The 16,861-nt window shown below is 66.9% G+C and carries 19 protein-coding genes; 8 read left to right on the top strand and 11 right to left on the bottom strand.

Going from position 1 to position 16,861, the window contains the following annotated elements; all coding sequences use genetic code 11:
• Window positions 1–59: 59 nt before the first annotated feature.
• On the top strand, window positions 60–866 hold the full coding sequence (locus tag K2O50_RS04195) for a SirB1 family protein (protein WP_050706857.1): 807 nt from the start codon (window positions 60–62) through the stop codon (window positions 864–866).
• On the opposite strand, the gene K2O50_RS04190 is transcribed toward K2O50_RS04195, so the two are convergent.
• From K2O50_RS04190 to hmgA, 4 genes are read right to left on the bottom strand one after another with little or no spacing between them, the layout of a single operon-like run.
• Window positions 855–2,204, bottom strand: coding sequence for an aromatic acid/H+ symport family MFS transporter (locus K2O50_RS04190; protein WP_050706858.1), 1,350 nt, complete (start codon window positions 2,202–2,204; stop codon window positions 855–857). The two genes, K2O50_RS04195 and K2O50_RS04190, sit on opposite strands and share 12 nt — an antisense overlap.
• Before the next feature lie 51 nt (window positions 2,205–2,255).
• Window positions 2,256–2,885, bottom strand: a complete 630-nt coding sequence (gene maiA, locus K2O50_RS04185) for a maleylacetoacetate isomerase (protein ID WP_050706859.1) — start codon at window positions 2,883–2,885, stop codon at window positions 2,256–2,258.
• Between the two features lie 12 nt (window positions 2,886–2,897).
• The gene (gene fahA / locus K2O50_RS04180) at window positions 2,898–4,190 is read right to left on the bottom strand and encodes a fumarylacetoacetase (RefSeq protein WP_050706860.1); all 1,293 of its coding nucleotides are present in this window, start codon (window positions 4,188–4,190) and stop codon (window positions 2,898–2,900) included.
• 3 nt (window positions 4,191–4,193) lie between these two features.
• Window positions 4,194–5,495, bottom strand: a complete 1,302-nt coding sequence (hmgA, locus tag K2O50_RS04175) for a homogentisate 1,2-dioxygenase (RefSeq protein WP_050706861.1) — start codon at window positions 5,493–5,495, stop codon at window positions 4,194–4,196.
• A gap of 189 nt (window positions 5,496–5,684) precedes the next feature.
• Here hmgA and K2O50_RS04170 point away from each other — a divergent pair, with 189 nt between their 5' ends.
• The gene (locus K2O50_RS04170) at window positions 5,685–6,467 is read left to right on the top strand and encodes an IclR family transcriptional regulator (RefSeq protein ID WP_050706862.1); all 783 of its coding nucleotides are present in this window, start codon (window positions 5,685–5,687) and stop codon (window positions 6,465–6,467) included.
• Between the two features lie 536 nt (window positions 6,468–7,003).
• Here K2O50_RS04170 and K2O50_RS04165 read toward each other — a convergent pair.
• The 4 genes from K2O50_RS04165 to K2O50_RS04150 form a co-directional block, all read right to left on the bottom strand.
• Complete coding sequence (locus tag K2O50_RS04165) at window positions 7,004–7,918, bottom strand: SDR family oxidoreductase (RefSeq protein ID WP_050706863.1); 915 nt, start codon at window positions 7,916–7,918, stop codon at window positions 7,004–7,006.
• 116 nt (window positions 7,919–8,034) lie between these two features.
• The gene (locus K2O50_RS04160) at window positions 8,035–8,940 is read right to left on the bottom strand and encodes an alpha/beta fold hydrolase (protein WP_050706864.1); all 906 of its coding nucleotides are present in this window, start codon (window positions 8,938–8,940) and stop codon (window positions 8,035–8,037) included.
• 173 nt (window positions 8,941–9,113) lie between these two features.
• Window positions 9,114–9,800, bottom strand: coding sequence for an LrgB family protein (locus K2O50_RS04155; protein WP_050706865.1), 687 nt, complete (start codon window positions 9,798–9,800; stop codon window positions 9,114–9,116).
• Complete coding sequence (locus K2O50_RS04150) at window positions 9,790–10,176, bottom strand: CidA/LrgA family protein (protein ID WP_050706866.1); 387 nt, start codon at window positions 10,174–10,176, stop codon at window positions 9,790–9,792. Before K2O50_RS04150 ends, K2O50_RS04155 begins: the two co-directional genes overlap by 11 nt.
• Window positions 10,177–10,278: 102 nt before the next feature.
• On the opposite strand from K2O50_RS04150, the gene K2O50_RS04145 reads away from it, so the two are divergent.
• Complete coding sequence (locus tag K2O50_RS04145) at window positions 10,279–11,160, top strand: LysR family transcriptional regulator (RefSeq protein ID WP_050706867.1); 882 nt, start codon at window positions 10,279–10,281, stop codon at window positions 11,158–11,160.
• A gap of 320 nt (window positions 11,161–11,480) precedes the next feature.
• On the opposite strand, the gene K2O50_RS04140 is transcribed toward K2O50_RS04145, so the two are convergent.
• Complete coding sequence (locus K2O50_RS04140) at window positions 11,481–11,936, bottom strand: flavodoxin (protein WP_050706868.1); 456 nt, start codon at window positions 11,934–11,936, stop codon at window positions 11,481–11,483.
• 184 nt (window positions 11,937–12,120) lie between these two features.
• On the opposite strand from K2O50_RS04140, the gene K2O50_RS04135 reads away from it, so the two are divergent.
• The 5 genes from K2O50_RS04135 (at window position 12,121) to K2O50_RS04115 (ending at window position 14,878) form a co-directional block, all read left to right on the top strand.
• Window positions 12,121–12,744 (top strand): hypothetical protein, encoded by a 624-nt coding sequence (locus K2O50_RS04135; protein ID WP_050706869.1) that lies wholly within the window; start codon window positions 12,121–12,123, stop codon window positions 12,742–12,744.
• Between the two features lie 148 nt (window positions 12,745–12,892).
• Complete coding sequence (locus K2O50_RS04130) at window positions 12,893–13,465, top strand: antibiotic biosynthesis monooxygenase (RefSeq protein ID WP_050706870.1); 573 nt, start codon at window positions 12,893–12,895, stop codon at window positions 13,463–13,465.
• A 76-nt stretch (window positions 13,466–13,541) separates the two neighbouring features.
• The gene (folM, locus tag K2O50_RS04125; RefSeq protein ID WP_050706871.1) at window positions 13,542–14,234 is read left to right on the top strand and encodes a dihydromonapterin reductase; all 693 of its coding nucleotides are present in this window, start codon (window positions 13,542–13,544) and stop codon (window positions 14,232–14,234) included.
• A gap of 13 nt (window positions 14,235–14,247) precedes the next feature.
• Window positions 14,248–14,544, top strand: coding sequence for a DUF1244 domain-containing protein (locus K2O50_RS04120; protein ID WP_050706872.1), 297 nt, complete (start codon window positions 14,248–14,250; stop codon window positions 14,542–14,544).
• Window positions 14,537–14,878 (top strand): HopJ type III effector protein, encoded by a 342-nt coding sequence (locus tag K2O50_RS04115; RefSeq protein WP_050706873.1) that lies wholly within the window; start codon window positions 14,537–14,539, stop codon window positions 14,876–14,878. The genes K2O50_RS04120 and K2O50_RS04115 overlap by 8 nt, the downstream gene beginning before the upstream one ends.
• A 79-nt stretch (window positions 14,879–14,957) precedes the next feature.
• Here K2O50_RS04115 and K2O50_RS04110 read toward each other — a convergent pair whose 3' ends face one another.
• Complete coding sequence (locus tag K2O50_RS04110; protein WP_050706874.1) at window positions 14,958–15,866, bottom strand: alpha/beta fold hydrolase; 909 nt, start codon at window positions 15,864–15,866, stop codon at window positions 14,958–14,960.
• A gap of 183 nt (window positions 15,867–16,049) precedes the next feature.
• Window positions 16,050–16,736 (bottom strand): GNAT family N-acetyltransferase, encoded by a 687-nt coding sequence (locus K2O50_RS04105; protein WP_050706875.1) that lies wholly within the window; start codon window positions 16,734–16,736, stop codon window positions 16,050–16,052.
• Window positions 16,737–16,861: the final 125 nt, after the last annotated feature.

Here is a 16,861-nt window from a genome sequence, read left to right as displayed (position 1 = left end):
CGGACCACTGGACGAAAAGCCGCGCCAGGGCTACAAGTTAAGCGTGATGGAGAGGTCCCATGAACCCACGCCAAGCCTGCCTGGCCTGCCTGGAACGCGAGCCGGTCGCCCTGCTGGAAGCCGCCCTGTGGATCGCCGCCGAGCATGATGGCACTGTCGACCCCACGGCCGGCCTGGCTCGGCTGCACGAACTGCAACGCGACATCAGCACCAGCCTGCCGATACTGCCGCTCAACGAGTTGGCCCAACCCTTGCTGCGCCAGCTCAACGCCCTGGGCTTCCAGCAGGACGAGTACCACCCGCTGCGACCGCAGGCGGCCCTGATGGACAAGGTGCTGCAGCGCCGCCGCGGCCAGCCGTTGCTGCTGGCCATCCTCGCCCTGGAACTGGCGCGCCGTCTGTCGATTCCGCTGGAGGGCGTCAACTTCCCCGGCCACTTCCTGCTGCGCGTCCCCGGCGCCGATCATCTGCTCGACCCCTGCGGAGGCCGACGCCTCTATCCCAGCGACTGCCGCGAACTGCTCGCCCGCCAGTACGGCCCGCAGATGCCGCTGAGCGCCGAGCACCTGCGCAGCGCCTCGCCGATGCAGATGCTCCAGCGCCTGTCGCGCAACCTGCGCCAGTTGCATACCAGCAACGACAACGACCTGGCCGCGCTGGTCGATGCCGAACGGGTCATGCAACTGGGTCCGGTGCAGGTCAGCGACTACCTGGCCCGCGCGACGCTGTACCAGCACCTGGACTGCCCCCAGGCCGAACGCTTCGACCTGGAGCATGCCCTGCTGCTGACCGACGACCCGCTGCAGCGCCTGAAACTCAGCGAACGCCTCGGTCAGTTGCCCAGCGGCAAGCGCTCAATCCATTAGCGCTTCACCCTTGGGCGCCACTTCACGTGGCCGTGGCGCCCGCACCTGGCTGACCAGCAGCGCCCCAAGCAATGCCGGGATGGCGCAGAAGAAGAAGATCTGCTCCACCGGCATGTGCAGGGTCAGCAGCAAGCTGCCGATAAGCGGTCCAAGGATCGAGCCGAAGCGCCCGACGCCCAGCGCCCAGCCGGTACCGGTGGCGCGCACCTGGGCCGGGTAAAAGTTGCTGACGAAGGCATTGAGCGTCAGCTGGCCACCGATGATGCAGAAGCCTGCGGCGAATACGCTGGGGACCAGCCAGCGCGGGTCGTCGTGGTTGAGGCCGACCAGCACGCTGAATACTGCCGCCCCTAGCAATACGCCAGCCAACAGGCGGGCCTTGTTCTTCATTCGGTCGGCGCACCAGGCCAGGCACACCGCGCCGAAGGTGCCGGCGAACAGGAACAGCGAGGTGACCAGGTTGGCCTGGTTCAACGCCAGCCCGCTTTCCTGCAACAGCGACGGTAGCCAACTGATCATGAAGTACAACAGGATCAGGCTGACGAAGAAGGTACCCCACAGCAGCAAGGTCGGCCGGGCGAAACCGTCGCGGAACAACGCCACCATGGTGAGCTTGCTATCCGCTGGCTCATCGGTGGCGACCTGCGCCGCCGGCACCTGCCAGCCCGGCAGCAGGCGGGTAGTAATCCTTTGCAACCGGGCATACGGCGGCGCATCGCGCAGCAGGCGCGGCAGCGACTCGGGCAGGTACAAGGCCAGGAACGGGATCAACAGCAGCGGCGCCACGCCGCCGGCAAGGAACACCGCCTGCCAACCGTAATGGTCGATGAAGCCCGCAGCGACGAATCCCCCCGCCGCGCCGCCCAGGGAGAAGCCACAGGCCGCCAGAGTGACCATCAGGGTGCGCAGTCGAGGCGGCGCATAGTCGGCCATCAGCGCCATGGCGCTGGGCATGGCGCCGCCCATGCCGATGCCGCAGAGAAAGCGCGCCAGCATCAGGCTGTCGAGCGAGGAGGCGAACACCATCAGCACCGTCAGGCTGGCGTACAGCAGCACGCAGCACAGCAGCACACGGCGCACGCCGAAGCGGTCAGCCAGTGGCGTCACCGCCAGCGAACCGACCGTCAGCCCCAGCAGGTTGGCGCTGAACACCGGCCCGAAGGCGGCCTTTTCCAGCCCCCAGTCCTGGGCCAGCGCGGGGATCACATAGCCCAGCACCTGGGCGTCATAACCATCGGTGACCAACAGCAGGATCAACAGCAGCAGCAGGCGCCACTGGTAGGGTGACACCGGGCGCGCGTCGAGCGCCGCGCGAAAGCTGGCTATCTGGTTGTGCATCGCAAGGTCCCTGTCTTTTGTTGTTATGAGTGCAGGTGCGGGCGGTGGCGATCAGTCGGGCGTGTCGGGCTGCCTCGCCGGGTGGGCCTGGTGGAAGGCCGGGTGCTGCTCGGCCAGGGCGGCCACCCGGCGGATGCGCGGGTAGCCGCCGAGGTCGATGTTGAAGCGCTCGGCCGCGTACAGCTGCGGGATCAGGTAGACGTCGGCGAGGCCCGGCGTCGCTCCGAAGCAGAAGCCGTCATCGCCGATCAGTTGCTCCACCGCCGCCAGCCCCTGGCTGATCCAGTGGCCGATCCACTGGTTGACCTGGGCCTCGTCGTGCCCCAGCTGACGCAGCTGGTTGAGCACGCTGACGTTGTGCAACGGGTGGATATCGCAACCGATGATCGCCGCCACGCCGCGCACCCTGGCCCGGGCTTCGGCCACACGGGGCAGCAGTGGCGTTTCGGGGAAGGCTTCCTCCAGGTACTCGATGATCGCCGGCGACTGCACCAGCAGTTCGCCGCTCTCCAGGCGCAGAGCCGGCACCCGACCCTGGGGGTTGAGCGCCAGGTAGTCCGCGCCGCGCTGCTCGCCCTTGAGCAGGTTTACCGGCAGGGCCTGGTAGTCCAGGCCCTTGAGCGCCAGGGCGATGCGCACCCGATACGACGAGGTGGAGCGGTAGTAGGTGAACAGTTCCATCGCCCTGCCCCCTCAGTTGGCCGCGACGATGGTGCCGCGGCATTCGCCGAAGCCGATGCTGGCCACGCCCTCGCGCACGCAACGGGCACGCAGGATGATCTCGTCACCGTCCTCGAGGAACTTGCGCACCTCGCCGCTGGCCAGCTCCACCGGGTGCTTGCCGCCCTCGGTGATCTCCAGCAGGCTGCCGAACGAACCCGGCGCGGCGCCCGACAGGGTGCCCGAGCCGAACAGGTCGCCCGGTTGCAGCTGGCAGCCGTTGACGCTGTGGTGGGCAACCATCTGCGCCACGGTCCAGTACATGCTGCGGGTGCTGCTCAAGGTCAGGCGATGAGCCGGCAGGTTCTGCTCGCGCATGCGCTCGGTCAGCAGCAGCACTTCCAGCTCGATGTCGAAGGCGCCGGCGGCCTGGTCGCGCTTGTCCAGCAGGTACGACAACGGCTGCGGGTCACCCTCCGGACGGGCCGGCTGGGCGCAGCGGAACGGCTCCAGGGCCTCGGCGGTGACCACCCACGGCGACACCGTGGTGATGAAGCTCTTGGACAGGAACGGGCCCAGCGGCTGGTATTCCCAGGCCTGGATATCCCGCGCCGACCAGTCGTTGAGCAGGCAGAAGCCGGCCACGTGCTCGGCGGCATCGCCCACCGGGATCGGCTGGCCCATGTCGTTGCCCTGGCCGATCCAGATGCCCAGCTCCAGTTCGTAGTCCAGGCGCGCGCAAGGGCCGAAGCTCGGCTCGGTCTGGCCCGCCGGCAGGGTCTGGCCCTTGGGGCGGCGTACATCGGCGCCGGAGGCACGGATGGTCGAGGCGCGGCCGTGGTAGCCGATCGGCACGTGCTTGTAGTTGGGCAGCAGCGGGTTGTCCGGGCGGAACAGCTTGCCGACGTTCTTGGCATGCTCGATGCCGACATAGAAGTCGGTGTAGTCACCGATCTTCGCCGGCAGGTGCAGCTGGCATTCGCGGGCCGGGTACAGCGCGGCCTTCAGCGCAGCCTGGTGCTCGCTGCCCTCGCCCAGCAGTGCCAGCAGGCGCTCGCGCAGGGCCACACGGGCCGCGCGGCCGAGGGCGAAGAAGGCATTCAGCGCGCCACCTGCGGTGGCTTCGACGGCGGCCTTGGCCGCGCCGTCGAACAGGCCGGCGGCCAGCACGGCCTCCAGGTCGAGGATCGCGTCGCCGATGGCCACGCCGCAACGTGGCGCCTGCCCTGGACGGCTGAAGATGCCCAGGGGCAGGTTCTGCAGCGGGAAGTCGCGGTGCCCGTTGGCGTGCTCGACCCAGCTGCGGGCAATGGCGGTGTGGTTCATCGGTTATCTCCGGTTCGGGTTGAAGGTGCTCGGCAAGGTGGCCCAGCAACTATCGTAGTCGGCCTGCAATTGCGGGCTTTCGAGGGCCTGGCGGCTCGGACGCAGCACCTGGCTGGTCTCGAACATGAAGGCCATGGTGTTGTCGATCTTGTGCGGCGCCAGGTCCACCGAGATGGCCTTGTCGCAGGTCTCGGCGTCCGGACCGTGGGCGCTCATCACCCCGTGCAGCGAGGCGCCGCCGGGCAGGAAGCCTTCGGCCTTGGCGTCGTAGGCGCCGTGGATCAGGCCCATGAACTCGTTCATCAGGTTGCGGTGGAACCATGGTGGACGGAAGGTGTTCTCGGCCACCATCCAGCGCGGCGGGAAGATCACGAAGTCCATGTTGGCCATGCCGTGCACGCTGGTGGGCGAGGTCAGCACGGTGAAGATCGACGGGTCGGGATGGTCGAAGCTGACCGTGCCGATGGTGTTGAAGCGGCGCAGGTCGTACTTGTACGGCACGTTGCTGCCGTGCCAGGCGACCACGTCCAGCGGCGAATGCTGCAGCTCGCAGGCCCAGTGTTCGCCGAGGAACTTCTGCACCAGCTGCACCGGGCCGGTGCTTTCTTCGTAATGGGCGACCGGGGTGAGGAAGTCACGCGGGTTGGCCAGGCCGTTGCTGCCGATCGGGCCGAGGTCCGGAATGCGCAGCGGCGCGCCGTGGTTCTCGGCGATGTAGCCACGGGCCTGGGCATCGAGCAGTTCGACACGGAACTTCATGCCCCGCGGGATCACCGCGATCTCCAGCGGCCCGACTTCGAGCACGCCCAGCTCGGTGGCGATGCGCAGGCGACCTTGTTCAGGCACCAGCAGCAGCTCGCCGTCGGCATTGAAGAACACCCGCTCCATGGAACGGTTGGCGCGGTAGATGTAGATGCTCACGCCAGCCGGTTTCTCCGATGCCGAGTTGGCCACCATCGGCAGCCAGCCATCGATGAAGTCGGTCGGCTCGGACGGGATCGGCTGGGGGCTCCAGCGCAGGCGATTGGGGTTGATGGCGCCCAGCGCGCCGGTCAGCGGCTGGCGCTCCAGGCGCTCGAAGCGCGGGTGCAGCGCCGACGGACGAATGCGGTACAGCCAGGTACGGCGCAGTTCGCTGCGGGTCATGGTGAAGGCGGTGCCCGACAGCAGCTCGGCGTACAGCCCGTAGGGGGCCTTCTGCGGCGAGTTCTGCCCGACCGGCAGGGCGCCGGGCAAGGCTTCGCTGGCGAATTCGTTGCCGAAGCCGCTCAGGTACTCGAGTTCAGGGGAAGTGTCGCGGGTCATCGGTGCCTCCGGGCTGCTGGGAGCCGTTGCGGGCAGCTGGCTGCGGGCCCGATCCTGAAACCGGCACCAAGGGCGGCAGCGCGTCTGCATTGTTTTTATCGTAATCAGATTACGAATAACGTAATTTGCCCGCGCGCAGGCGTCAAGCTATAAAGGCGCCACCCCAAGAAATCCGCATAGAAGTCCCCCATGGCCAAAGCCAGCAGCAGCGCCGACAACGGCAAACAGAAGGTCCGCTCGGCGGAAGTCGGCACCGACATCCTCAAGGCCCTGGCCGAGCTCTCCCCCTCCACCTCGCTGTCGCGCCTGGCCGAGCATGTCGAGATGCCGGCAAGCAAGGTGCACCGTTACCTGCAGGCGCTGATCGCCAGTGGCTTCGCCGAGCAGGATCCGGCCACCAACCACTATGGGCTGGGCCGCGAGGCGTTGCGGGTAGGCATGGCGGCCCTGGGCAGCATCGATGTGCTGAAGGTGGCCGCGCTGCCGCTGTCGCAGCTGCGCGACGAGCTCAACGAAAGCTGCTTCATCGCCGTGTGGGGCAACCAGGGCGCGACCGTGGTGAGCATCGAGCCGGCGGTGCGGGCGGTGACGGTGGTGACCCAGATCGGCTCGGTGCTGCCGTTGCTGAGTTCGTCCACCGGGCTGGTGTTCGCTGCCCATCTGCCCGAGCGGGAGACCGTGGAGCTGCGCGACCAGGAACTGGCCACGCTCGGCCAGACGGCGGCCGACTATGCGCCCCTGCTGGAACAGATCCGCCAGCGCGGCCTGCACCATGTGCACGGGTTGCTGATGCCGGGGGTGGATGCGCTGTCCGCGCCGGTGTTCAACGCCATGGGCCAGATCGCCGCGGTGATGACCGTGGTCGGGCCGACCTCGATCTTCCATGCCGACGAGCACGGCCCGGCTGCCCGGCGCCTGCTCGCCGCCACCCAGGCCACCAGCTGGCGGATGGGATACGGCGCGGATCAGTGAAAGGGCTTACAAAGCATTACGGATTTTCACTGCACAGGCTGGCTATAGTCCGCCTTGCACTTTTACCCGAAACGTAAAGGTGAATGTCATAAGCCGCTATTTTTCCCACGGGATCAAGCGCTTATTCTGATCTCACTGGCCGGCACGAAGGGCTCTCCCCCCCGCCTTTCGGGCCCGCCCAGGTTCACCGACGTTGATTTTGAAGCTCCTTGATCTAACGTCTCGATTGGCCGCTGCGATTGCAGCGGCCTTTTTTATTTGTGCAAGAATCGCCTGGCGGAGCCTGGTGGGAATGGGCAGGCTGAGTGCGGGCTGCGTGCGAACGAGGCTGCGTAGGAGCGGGTATGCGAGCGAGACCGCGTGGGAGCGGGCTTGCCCCGCGATCACGGGCGAAGCCCGTGCCATGTGGCGCCGTTGCCTGGACCGGCCTCATCGCGGGGCAAGCCCGCTCCCACGCATACCCCGCTCGCATGCCCGCTCACAAGCCTGCTCACATGCCACGCACGCAAACCCGACCATGCCGTGATACGCGCGCCTCAACCCAACGGATACTTCTGCAGGTTCGCCATCATCTGCTGCAACGCCTGCAGGCTGTCCTGCGGATGCCCGGCGCCCTCGAAGTCGCCGATCCGCGCCCAGTTGTCCGCCACCTGCTCGGGCGTGAACCCTTCGCGCGGGTCAAACCCCACGCCCTGACTGCGCTCCCAGCGCACCTTGCCGACCCAGCCGCCGCCCACCTCGAACAGCTCGCCGCTGTCCTGGCACTGATCGCTCCCCAGGTACACCACCAGTGGGCTGATCAGCTCGGGTTGCAGCCGCTCGAACACCTGCGGCGGGATCAGCCCCTCGGTCATGCGCGTGCCGCCGGTCGGGGCGATGGCGTTGACCAGGATGCCGTGCTTGCGGCCCTCGATGGCCAGGGTGCGGGTCAGCCCGTAGAGGCCGAGCTTGGCCATGCCGTAGTTGGCCTGGCCGAAGTTGCCGTAGATGCCCGAGGTGGACGAGGTGAAGATCACCCGCCCCCAGTTCTGCGCCCGCAGGTGCGGCCAGGCGGCGTGGGTGACCTTGTAGGCGCCCTCGACGTGCACGCGGTAGACCAGGTCCCAGTCGCTGTCCTCCATCTTGTGGAAGGTCTTGTCGCGCAGGATGCCGGCGTTGTTGACCAGCACATCGACCCGGCCGAAGGTGTCCAGGGCTTGCTCGACGATGCGCGCGCCGTCAGTGACCGAGTCATGGTTGGCGATCGCCGAACCGCCCGCGGCGCGGATCTCCTCCACCACGCGGTCGGCCGCCGAGGCGTTGGCGCCTTCGCCATGGGTCGACCCGCCCAGGTCATTGACCACCACGTGCGCACCGCGCGCGGCGAACAGCAACGCATGGGCCCGGCCCAGGCCGCCACCGGCCCCCGTGACGATCACCACTCGATCCTGCAGACGTACTGGTTCGCTCATGCTCAAGGCTCCTGGCAATGAAAGGATGCAACGCAGTCTCCGTCAGCCGCCGGGGCCGGGCAATCAAGCGCACCATGGCGAATGCCGCCCGATAACGCCTGGCGATGATCGCCCGGTCAGGACCAGGCGACCTTCAGCGGCACATAGCTCATCGGTTGTTCACGAAAGGCCAGGTAGTGGCGCAGCACCTGCACCGGCGCCTCGGTATGCGGGTAATGGCCGATGCCCTGCAGCACCACGGTATCCGGCTCCGGCACCAGTTCGCGGTAACGTTCGACCATGTGCGCGCCGGACAGCGGATCCACCGCGCCATTGATGAAGCGCAGCGGCACGCCCGGGCGTTGCAGCGCCGCGACCCAGCGTTCGCGCTGGGCCCTGCGCTCGGGCAGGAAGCTGATGAGCCGATGCAGGATGCGTGGGCCGCGATTGGAGGCGATCAGGCTCCAGTAGTCGTCCAGGGCGCTTTCGCTGGGGTGGGTGCAGGGGCCGTAGACCTGGGTGACGTTGCGCACCAGGTCGTCGCGCCCGAACGAGCGCCCGACCAGCCAGCCCAGGCGGCTGAGCAGCAGCTTCTGCACCAGCAGCACGCGGCAGCTCTCGGGGAACAGCCCGCTGTTGAGGAACACGCAACTGGCCACCTCGAGCCGCCGCTCATGGTGCCTGGCCAGCAGTTCCTGGGCGACGCTGCCACCATAGTCATGGGCCAGCAGGTGCAGCGGCTGGTCGATGCGCAGGTGCGCCAGCAACGCCTGCTGCAGGTCGGCCTGCTCGAGCAGGCTGTAGTTGTGGTCCGCGGGCTTGGCCGAGTCGCCGAAGCCGAGCATGTCGCAGGCCACCACGCGAAAACGCTGGGTCAGGGGTGCCCACAGGTAGTGCCAATCCCAGCTGGCCGTGGGGAAACCGTGAAGCAATAGCAGGGGCTCTCCTTGCCCTGCCGTCCAGTAGCGGATGCTCTGGCCCCGGAAGGTGAAACCCTGGCTCCGGGTGCGCCAGACGCACAATGGAATCTCGGCCAGTGGCATCACGGTCGTCCCGGTGGATAAGTGTCGGAAGAGGGCAAGGCTGCGTTCATTGCATGTCACCTCGGCACATACATGTGCTCTCTATGTCGAGGCTCAGTCTAGAAGCCTATACGAAGGTGATAAGTCGCCTTGGCAGCCAGCCTGATGACCGTGCGAGTCAGTGGCACGAACGGTCAGATCAACTTCATCAGCAGCGGCGCAGCCAGCAGGTTGAGCAACCCGGTCAGGACCATGACCAGCCCGGCCACCGAGCCCTCCTCGCGGCCGACCTCCTGGGCCCGGCTGACGCCCGCGCCATGGGCGCCGACGCCGAACAGCGCGCCCCGCGCCAACGGCGTGCGCAGTGGCAACCAGCGCAGCAGGATGCCGCCGAACATGGCCCCGAGCACGCCGGTGAACATCACGAACACCGCCGTCAGCTCCGGCACACCGCCCAGGTCCTGGGCCACCGGCATGGCGAACGGCGTGGTGATCGAACGCGGCAGCAGCGACAGGCTGACCGCCTCGTCCAGCGCCAGCAAGTGCGCCAGCGCCCAGGAACTGCCGATCGAGGCCACGCTGCCGGCCAGCATGCCCACCAGCAGTGCCGGCCAGTGCCGCGCCAGCAATGCCCGTTGCTGCCAGATCGGCACCGCAAAAGCCACCGTGACCGGGCCCAGCACGCCCATCAGCCAGTGGGTGTTGCGAGCGTACTCGGCGTAGGCGGTGTGCAGCGGCACCGCCACCGCAAGCAGCAGCGCCGGCACCAGGATCAGCGGCGACAGCAGGTAGCGCCCGCTGCGCCGATACAGCCAGCGGCTGCCCAGGTAGGCGCCCAGGGTCAGCACCAGCCAGAACAGCGGCATGGGTTCAAGGCTCATGGCGCAGCCTCCAGCGGCACACCAGTTCCACGGTCAGCGCGGTGACCACCATCACCAGCAGGGTGCTCAGGGCGATCACCAGCAGGATACGCCAGCCTTCGCTGCGCAGCAGGCTGCCGTAGTCCAGCAGGCTCATCAGCGCCGGGATGAAGAACAGCAGCATCTCGGCCATCAGCCAGCCGGCGCCCAGTTGCAGGGTGGCCGGCTTGAGCACACCGGTAGCGAACAGCACCAGCAGCAACGCCAGGCCCATCACCCCGGCGGGGATCGGCCAGGCCAGCCAGGCGGCCAGTTGCCCACCGATCAGGAACAGGGCCAGCAGCACCGCCAGCTCGGCGAGCAGGCGCAGGGTTTTCTTCAGCAATGCAGGATTCATGGGCGGGGGTTCCTCGACAACGTGCCCATTGTAGAATTCGCGCACCTAGGCCAGAAGCGAATTGTTAGACTGACAGCCATTCCAGAATGGAATTCAGTGATCATGGAATTCAAACAACTGCGCAGTTTCATCGAAGTCGTCCACAAGGGCGGCTTCACCCAGGCGGCGACCACCCTGCACATCAGCCAGTCGGCGGTGAGCAAGCAGGTCGCCCAGCTGGAACAGGATATCGGCCAGCCCCTGCTGGAGCGCCAGGGTTCGCAGTTGCTGCTGACCGCCGCCGGGCGCATCGTCCTTGAGCGGGGCGAGGCGCTGTTGCGCCAGCGCCAGGAGCTGCAGAGCGAACTGGACGACCTCAGCCAGATGGCCCGCGGCGAGCTGCGCCTTGGTCTGCCGTTACTGGGCAGCGACGCGCTGTTCGCCGGATTGTTCGCCGAGTACCGGCGGCGGCATCCGAACATCTCGATCCAGCTGCTCGAAGGCGGCAGCCGCATGGTCGAGCAGGCGGTGAAAAGTGGCGAGCTGGAACTGGGCGGCAGCCTGACGCCGAACGATCCGGCGTTCGACTACCAACCCTTTTGCAACGAGCCGCTGGAGGCCCTGCTGCCCGCCGACCACGCGCTGGCCGGGCAAGCCGACGTCGCCCTGGCGCAACTGGCTGACACGCCGTTCCTGCTGTACCAGCGCAGCTTCGTGTTGAACGATCGGTTGCTCAGTGCCTGCCAGCAGGAGGGCTTCACGCCCAGGGAGGGCGGACGCAGCGGCCAGGCGGACTTTCTCGCCGCGCTGGTGGCGGCCGGTCAAGGCGTGGTGCTGCTGCCGGCGATCGTCGCGCGGGCGCTGGAGCGGCCCGGGGTGGTGCGTTTGCCGTTGCGGGCGCCTGAGTACCTGCGTTGGGACATCGCCTTCATCTGGCGGCGCGGGGCTTATCTGTCGCGGGCGGCGCAGGCGTGGCTGGCGTTGTTGCGTGAACAGAACGACTGACGCGAACGTGTAGGAGCGGCCTTGTGCCGCGAAAGGGCCGCAAAGCGGCCCCAGGTACTGAGCGTCTACACGTAAATGGCTGCCGCCCTTTCGCGGCACAAGGCCGCTCTCATGGAACAAAACATAATTCTTTGATTTGACTGGGGCAGCGTGGGAGCGGGCTTGCCCCGCGATGCGGCGTTTGGCACCGGCTTCGCCGGTGATCGCGGGGCAAGTCGCATCGGCGCACCGCCGCTCCCACGCTGGAACCCTGTTCCCTGCACGACAGCGCGGCCCGGAGGCTGTGTGATCTCCTACAGGGACCGCCGAGCCTCAGAAGATTAGCCTTTAAGGACAGCCACAAACTCCGCCAGCCACGGCTCGGCATCGGTCTCCGGCGTTACCGTCTCGCTGGCATCGAGCCGCAGCATCGGCAGCACCTCGTTCACCCCCAGCTCGGCAAACAGCTCGCGCATCTGCTCGCCGCCGCCGCAGTAGGTGTCGCCATAGCTCGAGTCGCCCAGGCCGATCACCGCCCCGGGCAAACCACGCCAGGCCGCCGGCAACACATCGCGAATGGTGCTGTACAGCGGCATCAGGCTGTCGGGCAGCTCACCCATGCCAGTGGTCGAGGTCACCGCCAGCAGCGCGTCCGGGGCGAAGCCTTCGATGTCCTGCAGGGTGGCGCGGGCGGCGTGCCAGGCTTCAAGGCCGGCGGCCTTGAGCAGCGACTCGGCGTGACGGGCGACTTCTTCGGCGGTGCCGTAGACCGAACCGGAAATAATGGCGACTTTCATCGGGTGAGGATTCCGAAACTGAGTGAAAACGTAGGATACTAGCACTCGACAGTGGCAAAAGGCCGCCTATGCCTAAAGTCACACACTTCAGGATTATCCGACGAATGACCGGAACGAAGCGTATTGCCCACTGTCGACAGCCGTGAAGAAATCGCCCTTACCGATCGCCCCTTCGAGTTCGACCATGCAAGCAGACGCCCTACTCTCCCAGGACGAACTGGATTTCATCCAGGACATGCAGCATTCGCCCCAACTGAACCTGGCCGACCCCATGTCGAGCCTGCTGGTCAATGGCGACCGTCGTCTGAAGGACCTGCTCACCCGCCTGGTGGCCAACGAGCAGGTAACCCTGCAGGCCAGCTTCAACAACCAGCAACTGAGCTTCCCCCTGCAACTGGTCGAGGATGAATTCCACGCCCTGCACCTGCAACTGGGCTCGCCGGACATCTACGAGGACGGCCCCATGCTGCGACCCTGGCGCCTGTCGCTGGAGCAGCCGAGCGCCCTGCTCGACGACCATGGCCAGGCCAGCGATCTGTGGGTGCGTGACATCTCGTTCAAGGGCGTGCTGCTGGAAGTCCGTGGCCGGCGCGAGGCGCCGTCCCACTTCAAGCTGCGCTTCGCCGCCGCGGATATCCCGCCGATCGGCCTGCATGGCGTGCTGCGCCGGCGCATCGGCCCGCGCCTGGCCGCCTATGACCTGTCGCACAGCCCGGCCGAAGAAATCGAACGCCTGCGCGAGTACATCCTGCAGGCCCACCGCCAGGCCCACCCCGAGCTGCACGCCCAGGCTCCCGCCGCCTTCTGACGACCGTCCAGCCGCTGAAACTGACCGGTCATGGGTGATCGCGCATAATCTGCGCCCGATTCTTGCAAGCACGCCTGCGCCGCCCACCACCCCGGGCCGCATGCCAAGGGGCCGGCTACCCGCCAGCCCCGTCGCCAGGAGATACACGATGTCTACCCCACCCGTCACCCTGATGGTGTCGCGCCGCGCCGCCTGTGGCCGCTACCAGGACCTGCTGGCCTGGCTGCATGAAGGCGAGCAGCTGGCCACCGACTTCCCCGGTTACCTGGGCTCGGGCATCCTCGCGCCGCCGGCCGAGGGCGATGAATTCCAGATCATCTTCCGCTTCACCGACGAGCAGACCCTGCACGCCTGGGAGCATTCCGCCTCGCGCCGAGCCTGGCTTGAGCGTGGCGACGGCCTGTTCGAACGCCCCAAAGAGAGGCGCGTGAGCGGCATCGACGACTGGTTCGGCACCAATACGGTGCAGAAACCGCCGCGCTGGAAACAGGCCACGGCCATCTGGCTGGCGTTCTTCCCGGTCTCGCTGCTGTTCAACCTGCTGTTCGGCCACTGGCTGGCAGCGCTGGAACTGCTGCCCCGCGTACTGCTCAGCACCCTGGCCCTGACCCCCTTGATGGTGTACCTGTTCATCCCACTGTCCACCCGCCTGCTGGCCGGCTGGCTGAACGCCGCGCCGCATGCCCCGAGCGACCGCGCCCAGGGGCTGCGCAGCCGCTGAGGCACGGGCTCGCAAGGCCGCGCAGTTCGGGTATGCTGGGGCATCACGCACGGACAGACGAACAGACCGCCCGCACATGAACAGCCCAATCCTCATCACCGGCGCCAGCCAGCGCGTCGGGCTGGCCCTGGCCCTGGAGCTGGCCCAGGCCGGCCATACGGTGGTCAGCGCCAGCCGCAGCCTGCATGCCCAGGCGGCCCACCCGAACATCCGGCAGTTCCAGGCCGACCTGACCCGCAGCGAAGACCGCCAGGCCCTGATCGACCACCTGCACGGCCACTACGACGGCCTGCGTGCGATCATCCACAACGCCTCGCTGTGGCTCGACGATGGCCTGGACAACCTCGACACCATGTTCCGCCTGCACGTCGAGGCGCCCTACCACCTCAACCTGGCCCTCGGCGAGTGGCTGAACAAGGTGGACAAGGCCGATATCATCCACATCTGCGACGAGACCTCCTCGCGCGGCAGCAAGAGCCATATCGGCTACGCCGCGACCAAGGCCGCGCTGCAGAACATGGTGCTGTCGTTCGCCGAAAAGTACGCGCCCAAGGTGCGCGTCAACGGTATCCTGCCGGGCCTCTTGATCCTCAAGGAAGGCGGCGACGAGCAGTACCGCCAGCAGACCCTGAAAAAGGCCCTGCTCGAATTCGAACCCGGCGCCCGCCCGCTGATCGACGCCGTGCTGTTCCTGCTCGAAAGCCAGTACAGCACCGGCAGCCAGGTGGTCATCAACGGTGGCCGCCATCTGAAGAACCGCATGACCTGAAGAGACACCGCCCATGACCCCGCAACAACAGCTCGAACTCGAAGCCGCCGCGTTCCGGCGCCTGGTCGACCATCTGCAGAAGCGCACCGACGTGCAGAACATCGACCTGATGAACCTCTCCGGCTTCTGCCGCAACTGCCTGTCGAAATGGCTCAAGGCCGCCGCCGACGATCGCCAGATCGAGCTGAGCCTGGATGATGCCCGCGAGCAGGTGTACGGCATGCCCTACGCCGAGTGGAAAGCCCAACACCAGAAAGAAGCCAGCGCCGAGCAACAGGCGGCGTTCGAACAAGGAAAACCTCGTGACTGACCTGAACACCCTGCGCAGCAGCCTCGCCAGCGGCGAACACGTTTTCGCCGAGACCCTGGCGTTCATCGCCGCGAACTACAGCTACCAACCCCAGGCCTTCGACAACGGCGACGTGCACAACGCCGCCGGGCAGAACGAAGGTTCGTGCAAGACCCTGGGCCTGGCGCTGCTGGAAGGGCTGAGCGACCAAGAGGCGCTGCTGGCCTTCGGCGAGCACTACCGCAGCGTGGTGGCCACCCCCGAGGGCAGCGACCATGGCAACATCCGTGCGCTGATCAAGCATGGTTTGGCCGGCGTGAAGTTCACCGCCCAGCCGTTGGCGCGCCTGGCCTAATAGCGTGTCATGCCCAAGTCCGCTCCAGTTTCTGTGGGAGCGGCGGTGCGCCGATGCGACTTGCCCCGCGATGAGACCCTCACCTGATAACGCTACCCGGCACCTGGTCCCCCAATCGCCCTTCTCGTAACCACTCAAGTGCAATCGGCCACAAACTTTCACGAAACCTATCGTGAAAGAACGCGAAATGCCCGATCTCCTCCACCGAGATATCCACAGGCGCCACCCGCAGGTGCCGACGCTCGGCCTGGCGCAGGTACCCCAACAACCGCTCGGTGGCCGCCACCGTGCCGAACGGATCATCGGTCAGGCTGACGGCCAGGGTCGCCGCCCGCACCTGTTCGAACGGCACCGCCTCGAGCAGGCGCCCGCTGGGGCGGTGTTCGTAGCGCGGCGTGCGGGTGCTCCAGTCACGCACCACCCCGGCCGGGGTGTCCTCCAGCCAGCCCAGGCGCTTGCCGGGGAAGTAGCCGAACAGCCGGGTCAAAAGCGGCATCAGCACATGCCATTTGCCGAACAGCTGCCAACGCTGCTCCGCCGCATAGTCACGCCAGTAGGCGAACTGCGCCCCCACCAGCACCGCATGGCGCACCTGCCCCGCCGACGGCGCCAGCCCCAGCGCCCAGCCGCCGAAACTGTGGCCGACTACATGCACCGGCTGGCCCGGATGCTCGGCGGCGGCCAGTTGCAGCATCGCCTCGAAGTCCAGCCGCCCCCAGTCGCTCCAGGACGCCTGGAAACCACGCAGCGTGGCCGGGCGCGACTCGCCGATGCCGCGGTAGTCGTAGGTGAGCACGTCGAAACCCTGGGCGAACAGGTAGTCGGCGAAGCGCGAGTAGTAACGGCAGCGCACCGAGGTGGCAGCGTTGATGATCACCAGCGCTCGCCCGGGATCGGGTTCGGCGTGGCGCCAACGGAATCCGCCGAGGCTGTAGCCGTCGGCGGCGACATGACGAAAGGCACAGGCGGGTTGGGTGAGGCTGCTCATGGCGCGCTCCCTGCGGCGTCGCGCCATGCTGGCGGACGGGCTGTTGTCGTGCGCCCACGCTAGCAAAAAAATCGGTGGCTGTACCGGCCCTATCGCGGGGCAAGCCCGCTCCCACGCTACTCAGAACTAGCCAAGGTAGCGTGGGAGCGGCGGTGCGCCGCTGCGACTTGCCCCGCGATAGGTTCAAGCAGTCGGCAAGGCCCCCGCCACACCCGGCTTGCGCAACACCGCCAGGCGCGAGCCGTCGTAGCGGGTCTCGCGGAACAGCTTCCAGCGGCCGAACAGGCCGTACACATGCATCACCCGCCCCTGCTCGTGGTAGCCCATGCGCAGGTGCAGCTTCATGGCCGGCACATTGTGGGTCTCCACCACGTCCACCACCTTGTGGCAGCCTTTCTCACGCATGGCGTTCCACAGCTCGACCTGGGCCGTCACCGATAGCTCGCTGCCGAAGTAGGGCCGGGTCATCTCGCCGCCGAACTCGAAGAATTCGCCCGGTTTCACCGGAAAGGTGCAACCGTAGTAGTGCTTGTCGTGATAGTCGACCACGCTGGCCCAGATGAAGGCCACGGCGTCGCCCTGCTCGTCCAGGTACATGTGCCCGGTGTGCCCTTCGGCGGCCAGTTCACGCATGGTCTCGACGCGGTCGCCGAAATTCGCGGCGAAGGCGTCGGCGTTGGCGGTGGTGATCTGCACCAGGGTGACCGGCGTGTGGGCCTTGAGGCTGTAGGGAGGCACCGGACTGATCAGGTCGCGTTCCATCCACAACAATTCCCAGTGGAAGAACACGTAACGTTCGAACAAGGTCTTGAAGGTGCGCTTGAGGCCCTTCTGGCGAATGCGTTCTTGTAGTTTTTGCAGCGCGCCCATTGCTCCCTCCTCGGCCCCGGCGGAATTGCCAGGCCAATAGCTGGGGTATAGATCAGGCGGAGCGTGCTCATGGCCAAGGGCCATTGGGTGATTTGTTTCAGAATATTAACAAGTCGTCGGCGGGA

This window comes from Pseudomonas sp. 2hn (assembly GCF_019646095.1).
GTDB lineage: Bacteria > Pseudomonadota > Gammaproteobacteria > Pseudomonadales > Pseudomonadaceae > Aquipseudomonas > Aquipseudomonas peradeniyensis.
Note: the sequence above shows the minus strand (reverse complement) of the source record. Positions and strands in the feature narration are given on the sequence as shown.